Origin of the sequence: Legionella pneumophila subsp. fraseri (genome assembly GCF_000586315.1) — a bacterium.
Lineage (GTDB): Bacteria > Pseudomonadota > Gammaproteobacteria > Legionellales > Legionellaceae > Legionella > Legionella pneumophila_B.
The window spans coordinates 13,761-32,864 of sequence record NZ_KK074226.1; the positions used below are offsets into that span (position 1 = coordinate 13,761).

Consider the following 19,104-nt stretch of genomic DNA (forward strand, 5'->3'; position numbering starts at 1 on the left):
AAGGAGTTTATACATCAACAACACACTGAGCTATCCAAATATTATTATTTTTGTATACTTTTAATTCAGTATAGGTGGCACCTTTGACCTCGACAACTGGTTGATGTTTTTTTTGATCAACCTTTTCACCCTTAATGACAGCATCCAAAGCGAATCGATTGAGTTTTACTTGAAACTCACGAAACAGCATATTATGAATTTGCATATTATAAATCACGGCATTTAGCCAATCGGTAAATAAAATTTCTTCATTGGGTGCTTCACAATGTATTTTTATTGATAGAGAAGGGTTGATTAGGCTTGCATCAGCAACTACATTCGTTAATGCCAAAGCCCCCATTTCAAAGGCATCTGGGAGAGTAGATCCGATGCCGCGAACTCCAATATCTGCCTCGTGAATGAAATGTTCCCAGTATTTATTTAATGGTAACGGGTTTTGTCTTTTGCTAATAATCGCAACTCCTTTTTAGCTTCCATTAAAATTTCTTTTTGCCTGGTAGCCAATTTGCTTCCAGCTCGATTATAAAAATCCCATCTAACTTAAAGTATAAGTGCCTGGAAGCTCAGTCTCGCCCGTCACCTTGCCGTTTACGACAATGAGTGATATTTTATATAGGCCAAGAGGCAAATCCTTACGCGAGATAGTTCCATTAAATCCCGACAAATCCAAGTGCTTACCATCCTGTTTAAAAGCAAGATTAACGCTTTGTTTTTGCATTTTGTTCATACTGTATAAATAAGTTTGATTTCCCATCGACAACTTTAAAAACACTTCCCCATTTCCAGCATCCAACTCGGGAATATAAGCCCAGCCATTGACTGAGATTGTATCTGGGCCAATCTTGAATTTATCGAGTCCTCCCCTGGCAGCTAAAACCTGTTTGGGTAGCTCAAGATTCACTTGATTTGCTGTCGTTTGAAAATTAACGAGTGGATAGAGCAAATCACGCTCGACTTTTTCATACACAATCAAATCAGGATGGTATTTGTGAATTAAATCAGACAAATTCCAGGAAGTATTCCCGGAGTGAATACGTACTGTATTATAAAAATCATTATGAAAATAAAAGCTTAGAGACTCCGAGAAGCTGTCTCCTATTAACAAACAGGTTTGTTTGTTTTGTAAGGCTTTATTAATATTCTCGTAAGGCGCAACAAGGATTACACCATTTGGGTTCCCTTGGAAAGCATCCAATTTAATCTCTTTTCCATAAATATCTCTACCAAACAAATCAATTTTTAAATGCGAAACATCGGGAAGAGGATTATTGGATTTGATATGCGTCAACTGAAGAAAATTGGTAAGATCAGAATAGGTGGTTTCTCGAGGTATGAAATTAAATTGTAATTGTCTGCTCTGTAATCCTTTTTGCTGCATGTAATCTGATATCGCCTGGTAAGCAACATAAGCGCCAACATAATTCCAGTGACTATCTCCCTTTAAATAAAGATCGCCATACTGTTTGCCAAGAGTATTTTTGGCTTCTATTTCCTTTTGTCTCAAATCGATAAAATCAATACCTCGAGCAAGCATGCCCTCTTGTAAAAGCTCAAGCCTGTTCTTGTTGGAACTTTTATGAATATTAGCCGGCAAATATTCCGGATAAATCTCATGTTTATCTGGAGCAATGACCACTAGAAAAGGAATGTTATTTTGGTTAGCCAGGTGATTCATCTGTTTTAAGACAGATAATTTCAAAAGAATTTCTTCCTCGGCAGGTTTATTTCTCCCTGTGTATTGATCGATAGAAGCCGCGTAATCATTGCCTAAAAACAGCCAATCCTCTTTCCCTAAAATGGCTTGCCCTGGTTTGATGCTAGCTCCTAACTGATATACGACATGACTCCAGAATTTACTCAACGAGGTCATGAACAAAGTATGATCAACGAACCAATTTTCTATGCCCTTGAAATCAGTACGGCCTATTTTTTTTATATTAATGGGTGGGAGTTGATGAGGTTCTCTATTTAACAGGGCTCTTACTTCATCCGCTTGTTTTTCAAAAAACATACCAATCCCTGGTACAAAAATAATTACCAAAAAAGCAAAGATGACCAGTCTGTCAGAAAACTTGGAAAAAATACGCATCGTCAAAACCTAAAATAAAGGAAAGGGTTATAGGAATTAGTGCTTAATAACAATATCGAAACCAGTAAAAGCAGTATTCCAAAGACCTTACTCGATTGTTTGTATGCCACAATCCAGTTTTTATTTCTGCCTAAGATTAGACTATCCTTTATTCTGCTGTTAAATCCTAACGCAAGCACAATACCCACAATATAAGCAAAAATAAGAATAATATTAATGCATGTTGCTATGGAATCGATATTGAACTCAGCAGGAACACACATCGTTTTAAGGAATGCCAGTGCCGACTGAATATTATCTTCCCTGAAAAATACCCATCCGATTGTCACAACAGATAGTACATAACCATGGCGAATGACCGTAGGTAATTTTTTCATCAAATAGCCAAAATGGGTTCTTTCCAGAATAAGGAAAAACCCATGAAATAAACCCCAAACAATAAAGGTATAATTAGCGCCATGCCATAAGCCACACAAGCCAAATACAATGATCAAGTTAATCTGCGTTCGAAATCTGGACTTGTAGCTCCCTCCGAGTGGTATATATAAATAATCTCGGAACCAGCTTGATAATGAGATGTGCCATTTCCGCCAAAACTCCTGTATAGATAAGGCATTATAGGGAAAATTAAAATTTTCCTTGTATTTAAACCCAAACATCAAGCCAAGACCTATGGCCATATCAGAATAGCCGGAAAAATCAAAGTAAATTTGCAAAGCATAGGCTATAGCTCCGAGCCAGGCTACCCAAAAAGTCAACTCATTGGCAGGCAAGTAAAATACATAATCAGCAAGCTTTGCCACTTCATTAGCGATAAGCACCTTTTTTGCCAAGCCAAAACAAAAACGCAGAATTCCATTACGTACCCCTGCACGAGTGATATATCTCTGATAAAAAGAATGTCTTATATCGGCATAGCGAACGATTGGTCCTGCCACCAATTGCGGGAAAAAGGATACGTAACATACGAAAGTAACAAAATTACGCTCTGCTGGTACTTTTTTCCAATACACATCAACAACATAACTTAAGGCATGAAAAGTATAAAAACTTATTCCAAGTGGCAACACAATTTTACTGATTCCCATAACATTTAAGTCAAAGACACTGTTCAGTGAATCAAGAAAAAAATTAAAGTACTTAAAATACATGAGCATGGCCAGTGATGCGCTCACTGAGGTGATCAAATAGATTTTTCGTTGTCCAGGTTTTTTGCTGTCCTCAATCAATAGGCCACATAGGTAATTTATCAAAATACACGCAAGCATAATAAAGATATGATCTTTCTCACCCCAATAATAAAAGGACAGGCTAAAGAGCATTAAAACAAAATTTTGCCACTTGATACTTTTAAAACAGACTAGATAAGTCAGGTTGAGGCACGGAAGAAATAAAAAAAGAAATATTAAAGATGAAAAAACCATTCTATCTCCGTGAAGGCATTTGCGGAATTAATTAAACTTGCATTAACTGCACAAGACGTTAGATTCATCGCGTGAAGCGCATTATAGGGAAGTGTTATCCGTTGTGCAAATAGAATACGATAAAAAGAACCATCTGCAAAATCTGAATTGAAGCTGCCATTATAACATTCATTAGCTATACTTAACCTAAGGCAGCATTCGTTGATGAATTAATAATGCAAGATTCCTTTTTCTCATTTTTATCAAGCCCTATCAATTTACTCTTTCTTTTTGTTGCATTTTTTTTGCTTTTTGTAACACCATGGCTCTGGAACATGGTGAACTCGACTCATAACATTCACAAGCTCTTTGACCTGCTTGGGATTAAGAAAAAAGAAAATTCACTGTTAGTAACAGGACTGTTATTTCTTCCACTGCTACTGATAACAATTTTCATTGAATGGTTTTGGCCTTTGGCAAATATCACGTTGTTTCCGATACTGGCCTCACCCTATATTAAATTTAATATTATTGCAGTCATTTCAGTAGTTATTCTTTTGATTTTAATCCAATTTGATAAAAAAAAATCAATAGGGCTTTGGGTGCTTGCCTATGCAGCTGTACTTTATTTATTGTATCTGATTATCATTATGGCGACTGTAGTGGTCGGGATGAATGCTTTTCCTGCAAGCCATTATATTTTTGCCCCTGAAAGTAATATGACAATCAATAAGACAATCATTTATGGTTTATTAATAACCCATTTAATTTTTGTCTGGTTAACCTTGTCGCTTAAATTCACATGGCGTTTATTGTTGATGATACTCTATACTCTGGCCCTGTCTTTTGCTTATTTCACTTTTATAGTCTCCTGAATAACCTGTTTCTTTCATTGTATTGCTGCGTTGCAAACGTTTCTGCAGTGCAAAAACTCCGCTCATCAAAACGTTTTCACTTTACCCTAACAGAACTTACGATAAACCCCAAGGTCGAGGCAAGTGGTCTACCATTGCTTTCATGAACAAACCAAGGTATACCTGGTTTACTAGATACGGTTATCGACACAGAACAATAAAAAATTTTTACAGGATGTAGCATTCATGAACCGCATGGCACTTTTCATCATTTTTATTATTCATTGTTATTTTTCTCAATCATTCGCCGAACAGGAAAAACCATACAATGAACTGTACGTCAAGCAAGCAAACCTGAAACAATATCCCAAGGAAATCAATAGTTATCCGCCTAGTGTAGAAATCACTATTGGTGATTTGCATGGAAATGCATTGAAATTGCTCTATTTTTTAATTCGCAATGATGTGATTAAAATGGATAAAGAGGACTATAAGTTATTTGTGACTATCTACCAAAAAAATCCTAATGAACTGACAACAAAAGATTTATCCTTTTTCCAAATCATAATCAATTCCGCTGAAATCAATACCCAACACAAGATACGTTTTCTGGGAGATGATCTATGTGATCGCGGTATGAATGACTATTACACTTTGGTTATTTATAAAAAGCTCGACCAGGCCAATGTCCCTTTTGATGTGATTCTATCCAACCACGGCAACTTTTTCTTAACAGCCTATGAAAGACCTGAACAATCTTTTAACTATAATCCTTACGGTGAAGGTGAAAACGAATCCACAGTCCAATCCATGCTGAATATGGGAAGGCTGATTGATAGGGGATTGATTGATAAACAGGACATTTTGGAAATGATTCAATATCATTACTTAAAGCATATAGTACTTCCCGGTTATACGCATAATAAAGATAAAAATGAGCTTACCATTTATACTCATGCGCCAATCGATTTAGGAATAATCTCAGCATTAGCCAATGATCTGCAAGTTCCTTTTAAAGACTCTAACTTGTATGAATTAACCAAAAGCCTTGACGCAATTAACTCCAAAATAAAACAATGGATACTCTCTAACACGTTCACTAGACATTACAAGGATCTTAACGAAGCACACAATCAGACCAACACGCCAAGCCCAATTAAGCAAATATTGTGGAATCGTGATTATTCTATCCTCGATCGCCACGCTAATCCCAATAAAAAACCCTATGGCATTAATTATGTTCATGGCCATGACTCTATGCCCAATGTGTTTGATCTGGATAACTTATTTGGAAAAGGTGAGGATTTTTACCAAGGGCCTTACGCTGTGCATATTACACACAGCTAGCTGTGAGTAAACTCAACCCTGTCATTAAACAGGGTAACAAATTGAAATTATAGCCCCAGCCACCGAATAAAGCGGTTTGTTGTTTTTAAATTGAGTGCTGGTTTTGATTCAAAATCTATTCTATAGCTTTTAGCAGGTTCCTGCGTAACACGAGACGTATCAGAATTGGGCTGAACGTCCTTAATCTTACCCATATTGACGATTTGCATTTGGGTTTCATAATACCCATGTTCCATAATAATGACAGGTATTACAAAATGGATTTCTCCCAAACCTTCCCTATTTCCCTGATGAACCAGTTTGTTAAACTCTTCTTTACTCAAAGCAATGTATTCTGCGTTGTTAATTTGACGTCTTAACATACGGGATAAAGGAGGTTGAGAATGAAAAATACGCTCATAAGCATCTGCTGACATAGTAATGATAGGTTCATTCTCTTCACGACTATTATTTTTATTAAGATCCACAAACAAAATATCTTCCCGTATTTCATCATCAACAGGAGTTTGGGTCTCAGAAAGCCTGTTAAAAATGACTTGATCAGATTTCTGTTTACCGCAATTTAAAAATTTTGACTTATTAAACCACTCATCGCTGGGATAATAAATAACCAGTAAAGAATTATCTTTTATAGTATCAATAACTTGCTTTTTAATTGGCAAAGGTAATGCAGGGCAACCCCAACTACGGCCAGGCCTCCCATATCTCTTGATGAATTGTTCATCCATATACCATCCGCCATGCATAACAATATAACGATTAAAGGCGTTATCATTAAACTTGGTATCCAAACCCACTAATCGTAAAGACAATCCTTCTCGACCATAATAGGCTTGTTCTGTTTTATAAACACCAATACTGCTGGCTTTACTATCAAATTTATTCGAAAATTTATCCGTTAAAAGAGTTCCTGATTTTATCCCATGTGATACATAAGTATGAAATAATAATTCTTTCTTATCCAAATCAAACACCCACAACCGTTTTTGATTCGAAGGCATGGAATAATCAATAATAGTCAATATATTATTTCTATCCACTTGATAAGCATTAGCGCATTGAATGGTCGTTATCACTTTATCAATAACGGCAGGTTGAAGAGAAGTTCCCTCTTTTTGTAGCATTGTTTTTATTTCATTCAAAGGCATCTTGATTGACGGTATTTCACTATATAAAAGATTCCCTTGAGGCTCGGCTTTTGACACTGCAATCGTAGACGTTGAAAAATTAAATGATGTTACTGCTAATAACCATAGCAGATAAATAATCATAGTTTTTCCTTGTGATTGAATTGATCTTATATTTTTATTCCCCGTACTAATTAATATAGAACACGATAAAACATCATGTCCAATTTTCAATTAAAAGATATTTTTTTAAGACAAATAGATTTGCGTAAAACTCTAAGGTCAAGGCAAAAAATATTTTTAATGAGGGGGTTAGATAAACTAAATGAGTGTTCCTCCGGGTACTGCTGCTTGTCAGCGATACCAACCAAGCGCTCTCTGGATGCCTCAGACAAGCTGAGGCACGTAGGCTACTTATAGAATCATTTAAAAATCAAGTGACTCTATCTATTTCATTCCAGGCATCGCCGCTGTTTCGAGAATAACTAAATTGACTTGAATCCATTCAAAACGATCTTGCCTCTGGAAGTACCACTTTCCAGTAAAGCATGCGCTCTTCTTAAGTTTTCAGCATTGATTGACCCCAGGCACTCGGCAATTGTTGTCTTGATTTTACCGGCATCCACCAATCTGGCCACCTCTGTTAAAATATCATGTTGCTTGATCATATCAGGGGTTTTAAACATAGAGCGCGTATACATCATTTCCCAGTGAATAGAAATACTCTTTAATTTAAATAGCTTAATATCCAAATCCTGAGGATCATCTATCAAAGCAAATTTACCTTGAGGTTTCAGGATATCAACCAAAGATTTGGCATGTTGATCGGTATGGGTCAAACTGATCACATAATCCACCTCAGAATAATGTAAATTCTGCAATTGAGCCTTCATGTCTTTAGTATGATCAATGACATGGTGAGCCCCGTTATCCATGATCCACTGAATTGATTCAGAACGTGCCCCTGTACCTATGATAGTTAACTGGGTAAGTTGCCTTGCCAGTTGTACCAAAATAGAACCCACACCCCCAGCCGCTCCTGTAATTAATAGAACCCCTTTATCTTCTGCTGATAATTGCAATCTATCAAATAAAAGTTCCCAAGCAGTTAAACTGGTTAATGGGAGTGCTGCAGCCTCTTGAAAGCTTAATGATTTCGGTTTTTTGGCCGCAATGCGTTCATCGACCAAATGAAACTCACAATTAGACCCTGGTCTGGTTAAGTCACCGGCATACCATACTTCGTCACCTGGTTTAAACATAGTCACTTCCGATCCAATTTCAGCGACTACCCCAGAAGCATCCCAACCTAATATTTTGGGTTGCTGAGACTCCGGCTGAACATTACGGCGCACCTTAGTATCTACCGGATTCACTGCAACGGCTTTGATTTCAACTAAAATATCGTGGCCAGTTGCTTTGGGGACAGAAACATCCAGGTCCATTAATGCGTTATTATCTGTAATGGGTAAAGACTGGTAGTAACCTATTGCTTTCATAGAAATTATTCCTTTAAAAATACCGGGAATTCATTATAGGGTCAGAAAATTTTCTAAACAACAGCACACGCCACTTCTCATATAAACAGGACTTATGAAAAACCCAAGGTCGAGGCAAAAAATGTTTTTAATGAGGGAGTCCAGATAAACTAAATGATCGAATTAAAAACTTTTTTCACAAAGAGATTGGGGGAGGGTCGTAAGTCCTGATGAAAAAGAAATCACAAGTGTATCAATCGTAATCTATAATTTAAGGGAGTTTGTGAAAAACCGGGGCTCTCAATAATCTTATTGCGAAGTCAACAATAGAAACAGGGAACATGATGGTCATATTAAAAAATCTCATCTTGACATTAATCAGCTCTGCATTACTTGTTACACCGTGTTTTTCTGCAGGATTAAGATTGGAAAGTACAGCATTTGCAGCAAATGCTGTCATTCCTCAAAAATTCACATGCAGCAGCTTAAATTATTCTCCTCCATTAATATGGCATGATCCGAATCTGGGCACTCAATCTTATGTGTTAATAGTGCATGATCCTGATGCCCCTACAGGTAATTGGATACATTGGGTCTTGTTTAATATCCCTGCTCAAGTGAAACAACTCGCTGAAGGCGCAGCAACTCCGGCTGGAGCAACCAGTGGGTTAAACAGCTGGAATACGACAGGTTACAGTGGTCCCTGCCCGCCTACAGGTACACACCGTTACTATTTTACACTCTACGCTTTGGACACTTACCTTAGTCTTGGCCCGGATGCCACTTCCCAAGATGTGGTGAATGCCATGAAAGGCGATATCATAGATACGGCTGAATTAGTAGGACATTATAGTAAGAATGCATCTCAATAACATTGCAACAATGCTTTCCTCGCTCGCTCCAGCAACAAATACAAGAAATGGCATAAAAAATATACCTGGGTGGTTATAGCCACCTGTCAAAAGCAGCCTTTATTAGTTATAGAAGTCTCATATGAGATTTATTATAAAGAGCTTATCGGCGATTGAGTTGATTTTGCCTGATTAATCATTGACAATAATTTCTTATCTTCTTCATTGAGCATGCGGTCTGAATAATCAGGATTTGGCACATACCACCATTTCTTGCTAAAGTATTCCTGTAAATCGGGTGATTGAAATGGACGCCCATATTGCGCATAAATAGTATTTCGTAAGAATCGTAATTCTTTATGACTTAATCTGGCTAGTTTGCTTAATGCGTCATCTGAATTCAGCCAAGGGTAAATCACCTTATAACGAACATAGCTAATCCCCGTAAATAAACAAAGTGACAAATCTGCTTGGGGTTGAAAATGCCGTAAATCCCATATGTATTTTCTATCCGCTCGTGAGCCTGAAATTTTCATTCCTGATGGAGCGGGATTGAGGTATTCTGCCTTTGGCTCTATCTCAGAGCATAAACGTGTTGGTGTATTGGGAATCACTTCAAGCCTTGTATGTCCAATGCTGCCATCCTGCCAAAGCGCACCTGTTTTTAAAACGTAACGAACCCAATGATACCCCATCACATCATAAGTAGCTCCTGTCGAATAATCATGATGAATATTGACTGTTGCTAACGGTGGAAATGTGGTTTTCCAGAAATAGGCATCCTCATAATACAGGCCTTTATTGTGATCTGGAGCGATATTACCGCGTTGTGCTGGAACTTGCCTGTCATTGACTGTAACTTGAAAATCATAAACCAATGCTTGACCAACATTGGTCTGTTGTCCTGCTGGTAAGGCAATTTCTGAATTGCCGTCGTTTATAGGAAATGGAAAAGCCATTGAAATAGTCACTTCTTTATTTAAGGTATTTTTAAACGTGAAATTACAATTATAATGCCAGGAACCATTCATCTGAGGCTCATTTAAATTCTTTCCACTGATCCTGATGAACTCACTGACCATTTTTATGTGCGGCTGAGAAACAGGAATTGGCAAAGAACCCTCCCCACCCACAGCAGTATCATTAGCCAACAAAACCTGATTTGGTAAAAATAGACAAGAGGCCACAGTGAACATCTTTTTCTTAGACAAGTAATGATCAGTCATCATGAGGCTGCCCTGGTTCCAAAATAATATAAAGTATAGTTAAAAATAGAAGGATTTTCTTACTTATGAGAGACAGGAAAATACCGGAGATAGCTCACATTGATTCAATCACTAGTATGGCTCAATCTTAGAATCCTAAATCAATTGGCTGACAACAATAGTTCTTGCCCCTGCTTGCTTTCTGAATTCCATTAAATAAATGCCTTGCCAAACACCTAATAGCAGCTTATTTTCCTGAAATGGGATGGTTAAAGAAGATCCACACAAAATGGACTTAATATGAGCGGGCATATCATCTGGCCCCTCTATATCATGATGATAATGCTGATGTTCAGGAACAAGTTGAGTAAAGAACTGGTTGAGATCAAGCAATACATCAGGAGAAGCATTTTCATTTAAAGCAAGTGCCGCGGAGGTATGCTGAATAAACAAATGCAATAATCCAGTACCTCTCAGAGTAATTTTTTGCATCACTTCATTAGTGATTAGATGAGCACCATAAGGTTTTGGAGGCAGTTGGATTATGTCATGTTGTACCATAGACCCTCGACTTAATTGGATAATGGAGAAATTGTATGAGTCAGGACTAAATGACACCCTATCCTGATCTCTACTTACATTATAAAGTAGTACCTTCTGTCTTGATAGTCACCAACTTAACAAATCTCTGGATTAAAATCTCCCACTCGCCTATTCTAAAATATAAGAAATGAAGCCAGTTATTTAGGAATGGATATGGCCAAGGATAAAGGATTTTTTAAGAAAGCAAAAATGGAGAAAAACAAAAGACTTGTCACTCCATACAGTGAAGAATGCGCTATCCAAATTCCCTCTGAAATAGACAATGAGCAAATGCAACGCATGCCAGCAGGCGGTGAAGAAGATCAATACTTACGTATAAAACATATGTCAGCGCTTATAAAAAAATATGGGGACTTACCTATTATTACAACTCAGGAAACCAGGTTACCATACTACTGGCTAGACTTATTTGCAGCGATAGATGAAGGGGATACACCAAAAGCTCACGCACTTTTTCATCTGCTGCCACAAGATGATATTATTTTACGCGCATTGCGAGCCGTTCATTCCGAAGATTATCTGTATCAACTCATTAAATACTGTATTCAGGCGAAACATTTTGGCTTTAAACAACTAAATGCGGATCTGGTTGTTACTCCAAAAACCTTTGAAATTTTAATTAGGGATTGCGCAACCACTCTATTCAATCCGGCAAAAGCTCATTTCTCTTTTGGTTTGCCAAGCCATCATGCCTACACCCAAATGGGAAGCGGTTTTTGTCTTATCAACAAAACAGCCATGCTGATGAAACAGGCTGAGTTGAGTTCAGCTCAACCACCCAAATTTGTCATTATAGGAACTGACGTTAATCGCGACAATGGCTTATGTGACATTTTAAGACACTCATTTTCGCATCTATCCATTTGCCACATCGATGTGTTTGATTCCAGAGTATACCCACAACAAGATTTTGCCTACATTAATAATGAATTCAACTCTGAAGGCGTAGATATAGGGAAAAATATCCATGTCTGGCATCACAATAATTTAAACTATTATGCCGTGGATCTCAGCTTAACATCCAGAAAATCAGTAGGCGTACATCCTGCTCTTCTTTTTGCTCTGGAGCAACTAAAAGAATCGATCAGGGAGGCTAAAGCAAAAGGGCAAAAAATTGCATTATATCTCCCTACCGGGTGGGACTCTCATGAAGATGAAACAGCGTATTGTGGTAAATTTGTTAATGGCCGGATGATGGGAAAAACTGCTGCCCATCAATTCCGCTTTAATGACGGTGATCTTGGCTACTTCTATGAATCCATATTCACTTTGTATAATGAGAATAAAGATTGCATTGACACCATCTATTGGGGGTTGGAAGGTGGATATGACAGAACCATGTATGAAAGAGAACTGAAAATCCTCTTGCAAGTCATTGAGAAACAATTGCTTCCTAAAGATTCTAACTCGCACAGCATGTCCTATTAATTGTTATTATTTTGAATTCTCACTCCATTTAATTCATACGAAGATTGAGAAAAAGGAATTTTTTCATTTAAAAATTGCATAAAAACACCCCTGAGAATAAGGCCAGTTTGTTTTCCGTTTACCCTCCAATCGCAAATTACAACATTATTGTAAATCTTCTAGGCAAATGATACTCTTTGCGCGGAATTAAAAACAACTCAGGAGTAAACAACATGATGTTTCAATCTAAATTAGCGACTTTTTTTGGCGCTTTAATTCTCGCCGGTTCTGCTTTTGCTTCTCAACAAGGTGCTTGCCCGGATATCAATGTAATCAAGGCGGAAGGTTTGCCTATGGTTGAAGAAATTGGCATGAATTACTATCTGGCTTATAATATCAGTGATTACAGCACCTCTTCTGTTTGGGGTTTTTTCATTGCTCCAATTGAAGCAGATTCCGATGAAGGCGCTTTGGAAGCATCGAATGAAGTGTTAAGCATGATGAATGCTCCTGGAGTTCCTCATCAACAAGACGAAGACATCATTTGCAGTTACGACACAGGCACTCCTAATTTAATTGCCGCTGCTATCAAAGATGGCTCTCAAATTTCTCCAATGAAATTAAAACAATACTTTAAAAGCGCTCGTTAATTAGTCACTATAAATACCCTGTAAGTTACTGAATACCTGGCAGGGTATTTAAATACCCCTCAGAAACATACAATCTATTAGAAAATGCTGATGCTATGCACTGGAATACTGATGCTTTAATGCCTTTTCAATGCTAGGCCATTTAAACTCAAAACCAGCTTCCAAAAGTCGCTTGGGTTTTACCTTTTGTCCATGATTGATTAAACAATCACCCATTTCACCAAATAAAAGATGAATTATAAAAGCAGGAGTCCACAATAGCAGTGGTCTATGCAGAGACTTGGCAAAAGCTTTAGCAAATTCTCTTTGCATGCAGGGATTTGGTGAAGTCACATTCACAGGCCCAGTAATTTCAGGATGATTTAACAAAAACTGATAGGCATTGACCAAATCCTCACTGTCTATCCAGGAAAGATACTGGCGACCATCTCCAATAGTACTCCCTAATCCGCAAATAAAACTGGGGTAGAGCTTCCCCAAAAAACCCTTTCCTTTTTTTAGAACAACCCCAAAACGTGTGGAAGTCACAGCGAGACCCGCTTCCTCTGCCCTTTTTAAAGTTTGTTGCCAACGAATTCCCACTTCACTTAGGTAATCCTTGGGGTGTTCCCAATTAATTTCTGTGTCTTCGGTCAAATCAGTCGCATCACCATTGTCCTGTAAGCCATAAATGCCAACCGCATTGGCACAATAAAAGTGAGGTTTTGCATTTTGCTGCAAAATCCAATGAAGCAATGTTTCTGTTGTTTGAACTCTTGAACTGATTATTTCTTCTTTTATTTTTGGCGTCCATCGTGAAATGGCAATATTGACACCACATAAATTAATTACAGCGTCAAAGCGACTGGCATCCTGGGTATTTAATTCATCCCAGGACAAAGAGGATGCTTTTGTTGTAAAAATCTTTTGTATTACGTCTTTATCACGCCCCAGCACGGTAAAATGGTGCTTCTCTCCCATTCCACGAACTAACTCTTGCCCTATTAATCCGGAACCTCCCGCCAGTAAGATATTCACAATGAACCAAGCTCCTTTCAGGTCATCTTATTTCATTAATATAAACTTATGAGTACTGTTTGTCATTAGTACTATGTCTTAATAAAGTTTGGGGATTTGTAATTTTTCAACTTCAACCAGACTTTTAGGGAGAGCAAAAAATGATTTTTTTACTCCATTATCTTCTGATCGATGGCAATGTATTCCGCAATCATTCAACAAGATTTCTTTAAGAAAATCAGTGAATTTACAAAGAAAAATACCTAGTATCAGTCTTAAACCGATAAGACGGTGTTCTTTTTGCTCAAAAGCAGCCTTTGACATACCTGAAAATGGAACCCCATAATTCTGTAACTGACGTAAAATATGCAGATTTGTTCTCTCAACAGCAGAGACACTCATATAGATTGTTTTTAAATGTTCCGGTGGAATATCTTTAATAAAATAAGCAACCATGTAGGATTGATTTTGCTTTATTGACTCCAGCAAATACTCCATCTTTTTTTTATCATCTAAAGGTTTTTTATTTTCATTTAATTGGTTAACCAGTAATTTGACACATTGGACACTTCCACTGGCAATTGCAGAAGGAATGGCATCCTTAAGATCTGAAAATCCGATATGATTTCTTTTAAAATAATTCATTACCTTTGCTAATAGAACAGAATTACCCCCTTTTGCTGCAGCTCGAATGGCTTGAATAGACGAATTAAATGGCAGAGCACCTTTCATGGAAAATAAGGTATCATAAGCCTCCTCTCTCCCGTTCTCCAAGGCCGCGTGAAATAGCCTTTGAAAGAGTTCTGTCTCTCTATTTTTTCCCAGTAAAGCTTTTAATGCGTCCACATTGTTGTACATAACAGCATTTCCAGCAGCCTGCTGCTCATTATCCTTTGCTCCTTTCTCAAGCAAATTTTTTATTACTTCGGCATGACTAACCATTGCAGCATGCTCTAAAGTATTAAATGTTCCACCATGAAATGAAACAGCGACGTCATTAATATTGTTTTCAGTTAAATAACGATCATAAAGCTGAGTCATTTGAGGAAAAGCTCTTGGCTTCTTATTGTCGGGATGACGGATAACATTAATCATCATCCCTAAAAGACCACCCTTAATATAAAATCCATTATGATAGCCGAACACATTGTAATGCAACTCGGAAATCAATTCGTGCTCATTGGAAAACTCTTTAGTACCAGAAGAGTAGTTAGGATCGTATACAATGTATTTATTATTTGTTCTTCTGACGGCTACAGCATGCACAGTACCACTAACACGGAGAATCTCATCCTCTTGCAGGGCCAGATTTTTAAAGATTTCCTCCCAGTTTTTATCATGAGTTGCAATTGCAAAATCAAAGGAAGAAACCAAGGGTTTATTGTTTATTGTCAAGGCACACATGGAATTAGCCTGACTTAGTTTTTTATTAAATTGATGTGGGAATAAAGTGAGAACGACATCATAGACAAACTGATTCACTGCAGACTCTATTGCTGTGTCTGGTTCCATTCTGACTATCTGATCAAGCAATTTAAAAAAGCGCTTTTCTTTACTTTCGAGAACGTATTTTGCATACACAGTAACCAAGCCATTGCAAATTCCTTCTTCATTCATGCTAACTGGCAAGTTATGCCATTTGAGATACCGATTTAATCGATCAATTACTTGACCTTGATCAACCGCTTGGCTCATATCATTGTTCTAATCCCTGATTAATTAAACGGACTGAATATTACCCCAGATGAGATCTCTTCATGTTCAGGCAACAGGTTAACAAGTACTTTATGAAGAGTTTCCTTGCTGAGATTTTTCTGTGGTTTCTGCTCCATTCCACCTGTTTTTTTTGTTTCGTCAAACTGATTTTTTAAAAAAACTTTCATCTCTGAGGATAATGAATCATTATTTTCAATTTTTGCTTTTTCAGTTTCAATCTCCGTTTGATACTGTCTTTCAAATTCTCCCAGTTTTTGTTGGGCTTTTCTAGCCTTATCAATCATCCGAGCCGTATCTGACTTAAATATTTCGTGGATATTCTCTGCAAGCCAGTTGGATAATTTTACTACCCAGGTGTCATTTTTCTCAATAAAATCAGACAATTGTCTTCGAACAATCTGATTTCCTTTAAGTTTTTCTACATTATCCTTAAGCTTAATCTCAATTTGATCATATTCATCAAGAACTTTGTTTGTTTCTTTTGTTGCTGTTGCAATTTGTTCCAGATGGTCTGAAGTGGCATTCATTATCAGCTTTTCCAATTCAGGACTATCACCGGATATTTGCCTATATCCCTGAACCAATTCATCACTTTTAATACCCAGTTGTTTTTTTAACTCCATTAACTGCTGTCTTGCCAATTCCTTCAAAAGAGCTTTTGCTTCACTGTCCTGTGTTGAAGGAACATAAGTTGCAACAGTATCCTGAACCGCTTGAGGAGTTACCTGGCGATAAATGACTGCTCCTAGAGAAGTGGCCCAGCTTGCTCCCCATAAAAGGGTCGAAGAAACAGTTTGATAAAAATCCGGGTTCTTGAGTTGTTCTATTTTTCCTGCCAACTGTTTTTTTAATTCCCCACCCTCAGTACTCATGAGAGCATTAAAGTGTTCTTTATGGCTGTCTAGCAAATCTAAAAAATATTGTCTTCCTGTTACTTTTCTATCGTTTTCTTCTACTGCTTTCAGTAAAGCTTCAATTTTTTTAATTTTTTCACTAATTTCTGCCTTTTCTTTCCTTAAAACCACAATATTTGATAGTCCTGCAGTCACCTCTTTGAGGCTAACCTTTAACTTATCCAGTTTTGTTCTTTGCTCTTCATCTTTACTTAAAATTTCTGTGAATCGCTCATTAAAATATTCCTGTATTGTTTTGTCTTCTTTACGAGCATCTGATGATTCACTTGGTTTCTCTGACAGGATTTTATCCAGGCTTTCGACTTTTGCTTCTGTCTTTTCTAATAATTCATTCAGTTTTTGATTGATTTCTTCAACATCGATGAACCACCCTGCCAGTATTGCATTTTTATTCAGTGATCGCTTTGCAATGCATAACAAAGCATACAGATCGGCGCATAATTCTTTAGCCAATTGTGGATCAGAATGATTTTCCATATCCAATAAGTGTTCTGTCGTTTCTATTAAAACTTTTACTCTGTTTTTGGCATCCGACTTGGGATTATCGTACACTTTACTTACAGTATTATTTAATTCAACTAATAAATCCTTTTCCTGACTATCAGAATCTGGAATTTTTTCCAAGACTTCATCCAATTTTAATTTGGCGTAGAGTAAAACGCCCAGAGTACGCCTTTTATGTGCGTCCATTTTTTTAATTTTTTCAGAATCAGGATTAGCCACATCATGTCTAAGCTGAGCTAAAGTATCAAATGATTTAATATATTCCTCCACTAATGGAACAGTTTTAATGTATGCCTGCTCTGCTTTCGCCTTTTCTTGGCGCCATTCATTAAATCGCTCTTCTTTACTCTTCATAATTAACCCTAATTGCCAGTTCGCATTCTTCCAAACAATAAATAGAGAAATACCCGCTTAATCTCAGCTCCAGTATATTCATCTATTATTATCTAAATATTATTCATAGAATTTATCATGGTGGAAATTATATCACCTAATTCATCAATATTCGGTTTATCTTGGCAAAAAAACCACATGGATAATTCATCCAAACTATTTTTTTCTTTGTTTATTTCAATTTATAAAAGTTATTTGATTATTTTATGAATTAAAAATAGGGGGAACTCATATAGTTTCACTTATTTATCTATAATTATAAATAATATCCAACAAAATGTATCTTGAGGTTTATAAACATGGCAATCAAAAATCTAACAAATAACCGAGGCATTGGTGAAATTTTAGCAAATATCCCCCAGGGTGATGTAGTAGTATTGAATATTAATGACATTCTAGTGCGTAACCCAGTGATGGAGCATGGTGACACTCCGCCAGCATTAACTGACAATAATCTTCCGGCCGTACTCAGGTATTTAAAAGAAACTAAACATCCAGTGATACTGCTTACCTCATACGATGAAAAATACAACGAGAAAACCATTGCGCAGTTAAAACATTTGGACTTAAGCTATGATGTTTTAATTCACTCCAAAGACAAAACAGGGACTCTGCTCGAGTACCTAAAGAAAACATCACGCTCTAAAAAGTTACATATTTTTGAGAATGACAAAAGTCAACTTGAGGCAATTGATAAAGCAATTACTGATGCTCAGTTAAATATAAAAACTACTTATTATCATTACAAACCGTGTACACAATTATTAACAGACTCAGACAAACCAGAAGGCTTTCCTGAGAATTTGTCATCTATTGAGCTTGGCGCATCACTTGGCGGTGGAACCTCAAGTACATATAAAGTTAGAGATACTAGTAACCAAAAAGCTTATGTTCTAAAGTTTGGCTCTAGTGAGGTGCAAATAAAAGTTGAAGCGTTGATGAATGTGCTTTATCAGCGTTTGAGAGTACCAGTTGCCCACGTGCAAGCGTATCGTTCTGTAAACCAGGTTTTAGCTAAATCACTAAATTTTGAACATGTTGAAAGAACGGTTCAACTTGCCGAACTGCTTAAACCACATCAAATCCAGGATGAGAAAGCTATTATTGCCCAAGCACGCAGGAATTTTATAGTTCATGCATTCATGGGGAATATTGATGTTGCCAAGTTGGATAACTTTATTCAAACAGAAGATGGTGAAGCAAGATTAATCGACTCAGGTGCCTGTTTTATATTTAGAGCCCTTGGTGATTTGCGCGAAGAGCTGTCAGCAGAAGTTAGTGAAATAGACTCGATGCGTAATCATGAAATCAATCTTTCTGGGGCTCTATGGTTTGGCGATTTAAGTCCCGAAGAAATTAAAAGACAGGTTCATGACTTGATAAATCAGCGTTCTACAATTGAGAAAACCATATGGGAAGTAAGCCAACAGCTTGAAATTACCTCTTTTGTTCAACGTCAATTACTTTCTGGTTTTTCCAATCGCCTTGATAACTTGGCTCAACGCTATGGATTTGCAACACAGCGTTTTGCCAAACGTGACAAAGCGGCTATAGCATGAAAAACTGC

Annotated in this window: 16 protein-coding genes; 6 read left to right on the top strand and 10 right to left on the bottom strand. The window is 37.1% G+C overall.

Features of this window, described 5'->3' with window-relative positions; translation table 11 throughout:
• Positions 1-7 precede the first annotated feature (7 nt).
• From CC34_RS0112640 to CC34_RS0112650, 3 genes are all read right to left on the bottom strand, one after another.
• Positions 8-454, bottom strand: coding sequence for an archease (locus tag CC34_RS0112640; protein ID WP_308471470.1), 447 nt, complete (start codon positions 452-454; stop codon positions 8-10).
• Between the two features lie 81 nt (positions 455-535).
• Positions 536-2,089 carry an alginate O-acetyltransferase AlgX-related protein gene (locus tag CC34_RS0112645; protein ID WP_028379606.1) on the bottom strand — a complete coding sequence of 518 codons (1,554 nt, stop codon included), beginning with the start codon at positions 2,087-2,089 and terminating at the stop codon, positions 536-538.
• Positions 2,090-2,091: 2 nt separating this feature from the next.
• On the bottom strand, positions 2,092-3,318 hold the full coding sequence (locus CC34_RS0112650; protein WP_231957892.1) for an MBOAT family O-acyltransferase: 1,227 nt from the start codon (positions 3,316-3,318) through the stop codon (positions 2,092-2,094).
• A 410-nt stretch (positions 3,319-3,728) separates the two neighbouring features.
• Between CC34_RS0112650 and CC34_RS0112655 the strand changes: the two genes are divergently transcribed.
• Positions 3,729-4,367 (top strand): hypothetical protein, encoded by a 639-nt coding sequence (locus CC34_RS0112655; RefSeq protein ID WP_028379607.1) that lies wholly within the window; start codon positions 3,729-3,731, stop codon positions 4,365-4,367.
• 225 nt (positions 4,368-4,592) lie between these two features.
• The gene (gene wipC, locus CC34_RS0112660; RefSeq protein WP_028379608.1) at positions 4,593-5,693 is read left to right on the top strand and encodes a Dot/Icm T4SS effector WipC; all 1,101 of its coding nucleotides are present in this window, start codon (positions 4,593-4,595) and stop codon (positions 5,691-5,693) included.
• Positions 5,694-5,740: 47 nt separating this feature from the next.
• Here the strand turns inward: wipC and CC34_RS0112665 are convergent, their stop codons facing one another.
• Together CC34_RS0112665 and CC34_RS0112670 are read right to left on the bottom strand one after the other, a co-directional pair.
• Positions 5,741-6,964: a murein L,D-transpeptidase catalytic domain family protein gene (locus CC34_RS0112665; RefSeq protein WP_027227250.1), complete on the bottom strand. Its 1,224-nt coding sequence runs from the start codon at positions 6,962-6,964 to the stop codon at positions 5,741-5,743.
• Between the two features lie 341 nt (positions 6,965-7,305).
• Positions 7,306-8,319 carry a zinc-binding alcohol dehydrogenase family protein gene (locus tag CC34_RS0112670; RefSeq protein ID WP_027227251.1) on the bottom strand — a complete coding sequence of 338 codons (1,014 nt, stop codon included), beginning with the start codon at positions 8,317-8,319 and terminating at the stop codon, positions 7,306-7,308.
• A 323-nt stretch (positions 8,320-8,642) separates the two neighbouring features.
• Between CC34_RS0112670 and CC34_RS0112675 the strand changes: the two genes are divergently transcribed.
• Positions 8,643-9,170, top strand: a complete 528-nt coding sequence (locus CC34_RS0112675) for a YbhB/YbcL family Raf kinase inhibitor-like protein (protein ID WP_028379609.1) — start codon at positions 8,643-8,645, stop codon at positions 9,168-9,170.
• 131 nt (positions 9,171-9,301) lie between these two features.
• Here CC34_RS0112675 and CC34_RS0112680 read toward each other — a convergent pair whose 3' ends face one another.
• Both CC34_RS0112680 and CC34_RS0112685 read right to left on the bottom strand, forming a co-directional pair.
• On the bottom strand, positions 9,302-10,378 hold the full coding sequence (locus CC34_RS0112680; protein ID WP_027227253.1) for a YARHG domain-containing protein: 1,077 nt from the start codon (positions 10,376-10,378) through the stop codon (positions 9,302-9,304).
• Positions 10,379-10,510: 132 nt separating this feature from the next.
• On the bottom strand, positions 10,511-10,915 hold the full coding sequence (locus CC34_RS0112685; RefSeq protein ID WP_027227254.1) for a secondary thiamine-phosphate synthase enzyme YjbQ: 405 nt from the start codon (positions 10,913-10,915) through the stop codon (positions 10,511-10,513).
• Between the two features lie 195 nt (positions 10,916-11,110).
• Between CC34_RS0112685 and CC34_RS0112690 the strand changes: the two genes are divergently transcribed.
• Positions 11,111-12,385 carry an arginase family protein gene (locus CC34_RS0112690; protein ID WP_028379610.1) on the top strand — a complete coding sequence of 425 codons (1,275 nt, stop codon included), beginning with the start codon at positions 11,111-11,113 and terminating at the stop codon, positions 12,383-12,385.
• Between the two features lie 212 nt (positions 12,386-12,597).
• Complete coding sequence (locus CC34_RS0112700; RefSeq protein ID WP_027227256.1) at positions 12,598-13,014, top strand: DUF4949 domain-containing protein; 417 nt, start codon at positions 12,598-12,600, stop codon at positions 13,012-13,014.
• Between the two features lie 93 nt (positions 13,015-13,107).
• On the opposite strand, the gene CC34_RS0112705 is transcribed toward CC34_RS0112700, so the two are convergent.
• The 3 genes from CC34_RS0112705 to CC34_RS0112715 form a co-directional block, all read right to left on the bottom strand.
• Positions 13,108-14,031, bottom strand: coding sequence for a TIGR01777 family oxidoreductase (locus tag CC34_RS0112705; RefSeq protein ID WP_027227257.1), 924 nt, complete (start codon positions 14,029-14,031; stop codon positions 13,108-13,110).
• A gap of 78 nt (positions 14,032-14,109) precedes the next feature.
• On the bottom strand, positions 14,110-15,705 hold the full coding sequence (locus tag CC34_RS0112710) for an ankyrin repeat domain-containing protein (protein WP_028379611.1): 1,596 nt from the start codon (positions 15,703-15,705) through the stop codon (positions 14,110-14,112).
• A 20-nt stretch (positions 15,706-15,725) separates the two neighbouring features.
• The gene (locus CC34_RS0112715) at positions 15,726-17,498 is read right to left on the bottom strand and encodes a hypothetical protein (protein ID WP_028379612.1); all 1,773 of its coding nucleotides are present in this window, start codon (positions 17,496-17,498) and stop codon (positions 15,726-15,728) included.
• A 338-nt stretch (positions 17,499-17,836) separates the two neighbouring features.
• Here CC34_RS0112715 and CC34_RS0112725 point away from each other — a divergent pair, with 338 nt between their 5' ends.
• Positions 17,837-19,096, top strand: a complete 1,260-nt coding sequence (locus tag CC34_RS0112725) for a serine/threonine-protein kinase (RefSeq protein WP_028379613.1) — start codon at positions 17,837-17,839, stop codon at positions 19,094-19,096.
• Positions 19,097-19,104 lie beyond the last annotated feature (8 nt).

What these genes read in the sequence shown, in the direction of transcription:
- CC34_RS0112710 (WP_028379611.1), bottom strand. Translation starts at nt 15,705, where the DNA reads ATGAGCCAAGCGGTTGATCAAGGTCAAGTAATTGATCGATTAAATCGG.
- CC34_RS0112655 (WP_028379607.1), top strand. Translation starts at nt 3,729, where the DNA reads ATGCAAGATTCCTTTTTCTCATTTTTATCAAGCCCTATCAATTTACTC.
- CC34_RS0112700 (WP_027227256.1), top strand. Translation starts at nt 12,598, where the DNA reads ATGATGTTTCAATCTAAATTAGCGACTTTTTTTGGCGCTTTAATTCTC.
- CC34_RS0112690 (WP_028379610.1), top strand. Translation starts at nt 11,111, where the DNA reads ATGGCCAAGGATAAAGGATTTTTTAAGAAAGCAAAAATGGAGAAAAAC.
- CC34_RS0112680 (WP_027227253.1), bottom strand. Translation starts at nt 10,378, where the DNA reads ATGATGACTGATCATTACTTGTCTAAGAAAAAGATGTTCACTGTGGCC.
- CC34_RS0112665 (WP_027227250.1), bottom strand. Translation starts at nt 6,964, where the DNA reads ATGATTATTTATCTGCTATGGTTATTAGCAGTAACATCATTTAATTTT.
- CC34_RS0112675 (WP_028379609.1), top strand. Translation starts at nt 8,643, where the DNA reads ATGGTCATATTAAAAAATCTCATCTTGACATTAATCAGCTCTGCATTA.
- CC34_RS0112645 (WP_028379606.1), bottom strand. Translation starts at nt 2,089, where the DNA reads ATGCGTATTTTTTCCAAGTTTTCTGACAGACTGGTCATCTTTGCTTTT.
- CC34_RS0112725 (WP_028379613.1), top strand. Translation starts at nt 17,837, where the DNA reads ATGGCAATCAAAAATCTAACAAATAACCGAGGCATTGGTGAAATTTTA.
- CC34_RS0112715 (WP_028379612.1), bottom strand. Translation starts at nt 17,498, where the DNA reads ATGAAGAGTAAAGAAGAGCGATTTAATGAATGGCGCCAAGAAAAGGCG.
- CC34_RS0112685 (WP_027227254.1), bottom strand. Translation starts at nt 10,915, where the DNA reads ATGGTACAACATGACATAATCCAACTGCCTCCAAAACCTTATGGTGCT.
- wipC (WP_028379608.1), top strand. Translation starts at nt 4,593, where the DNA reads ATGAACCGCATGGCACTTTTCATCATTTTTATTATTCATTGTTATTTT.
- CC34_RS0112670 (WP_027227251.1), bottom strand. Translation starts at nt 8,319, where the DNA reads ATGAAAGCAATAGGTTACTACCAGTCTTTACCCATTACAGATAATAAC.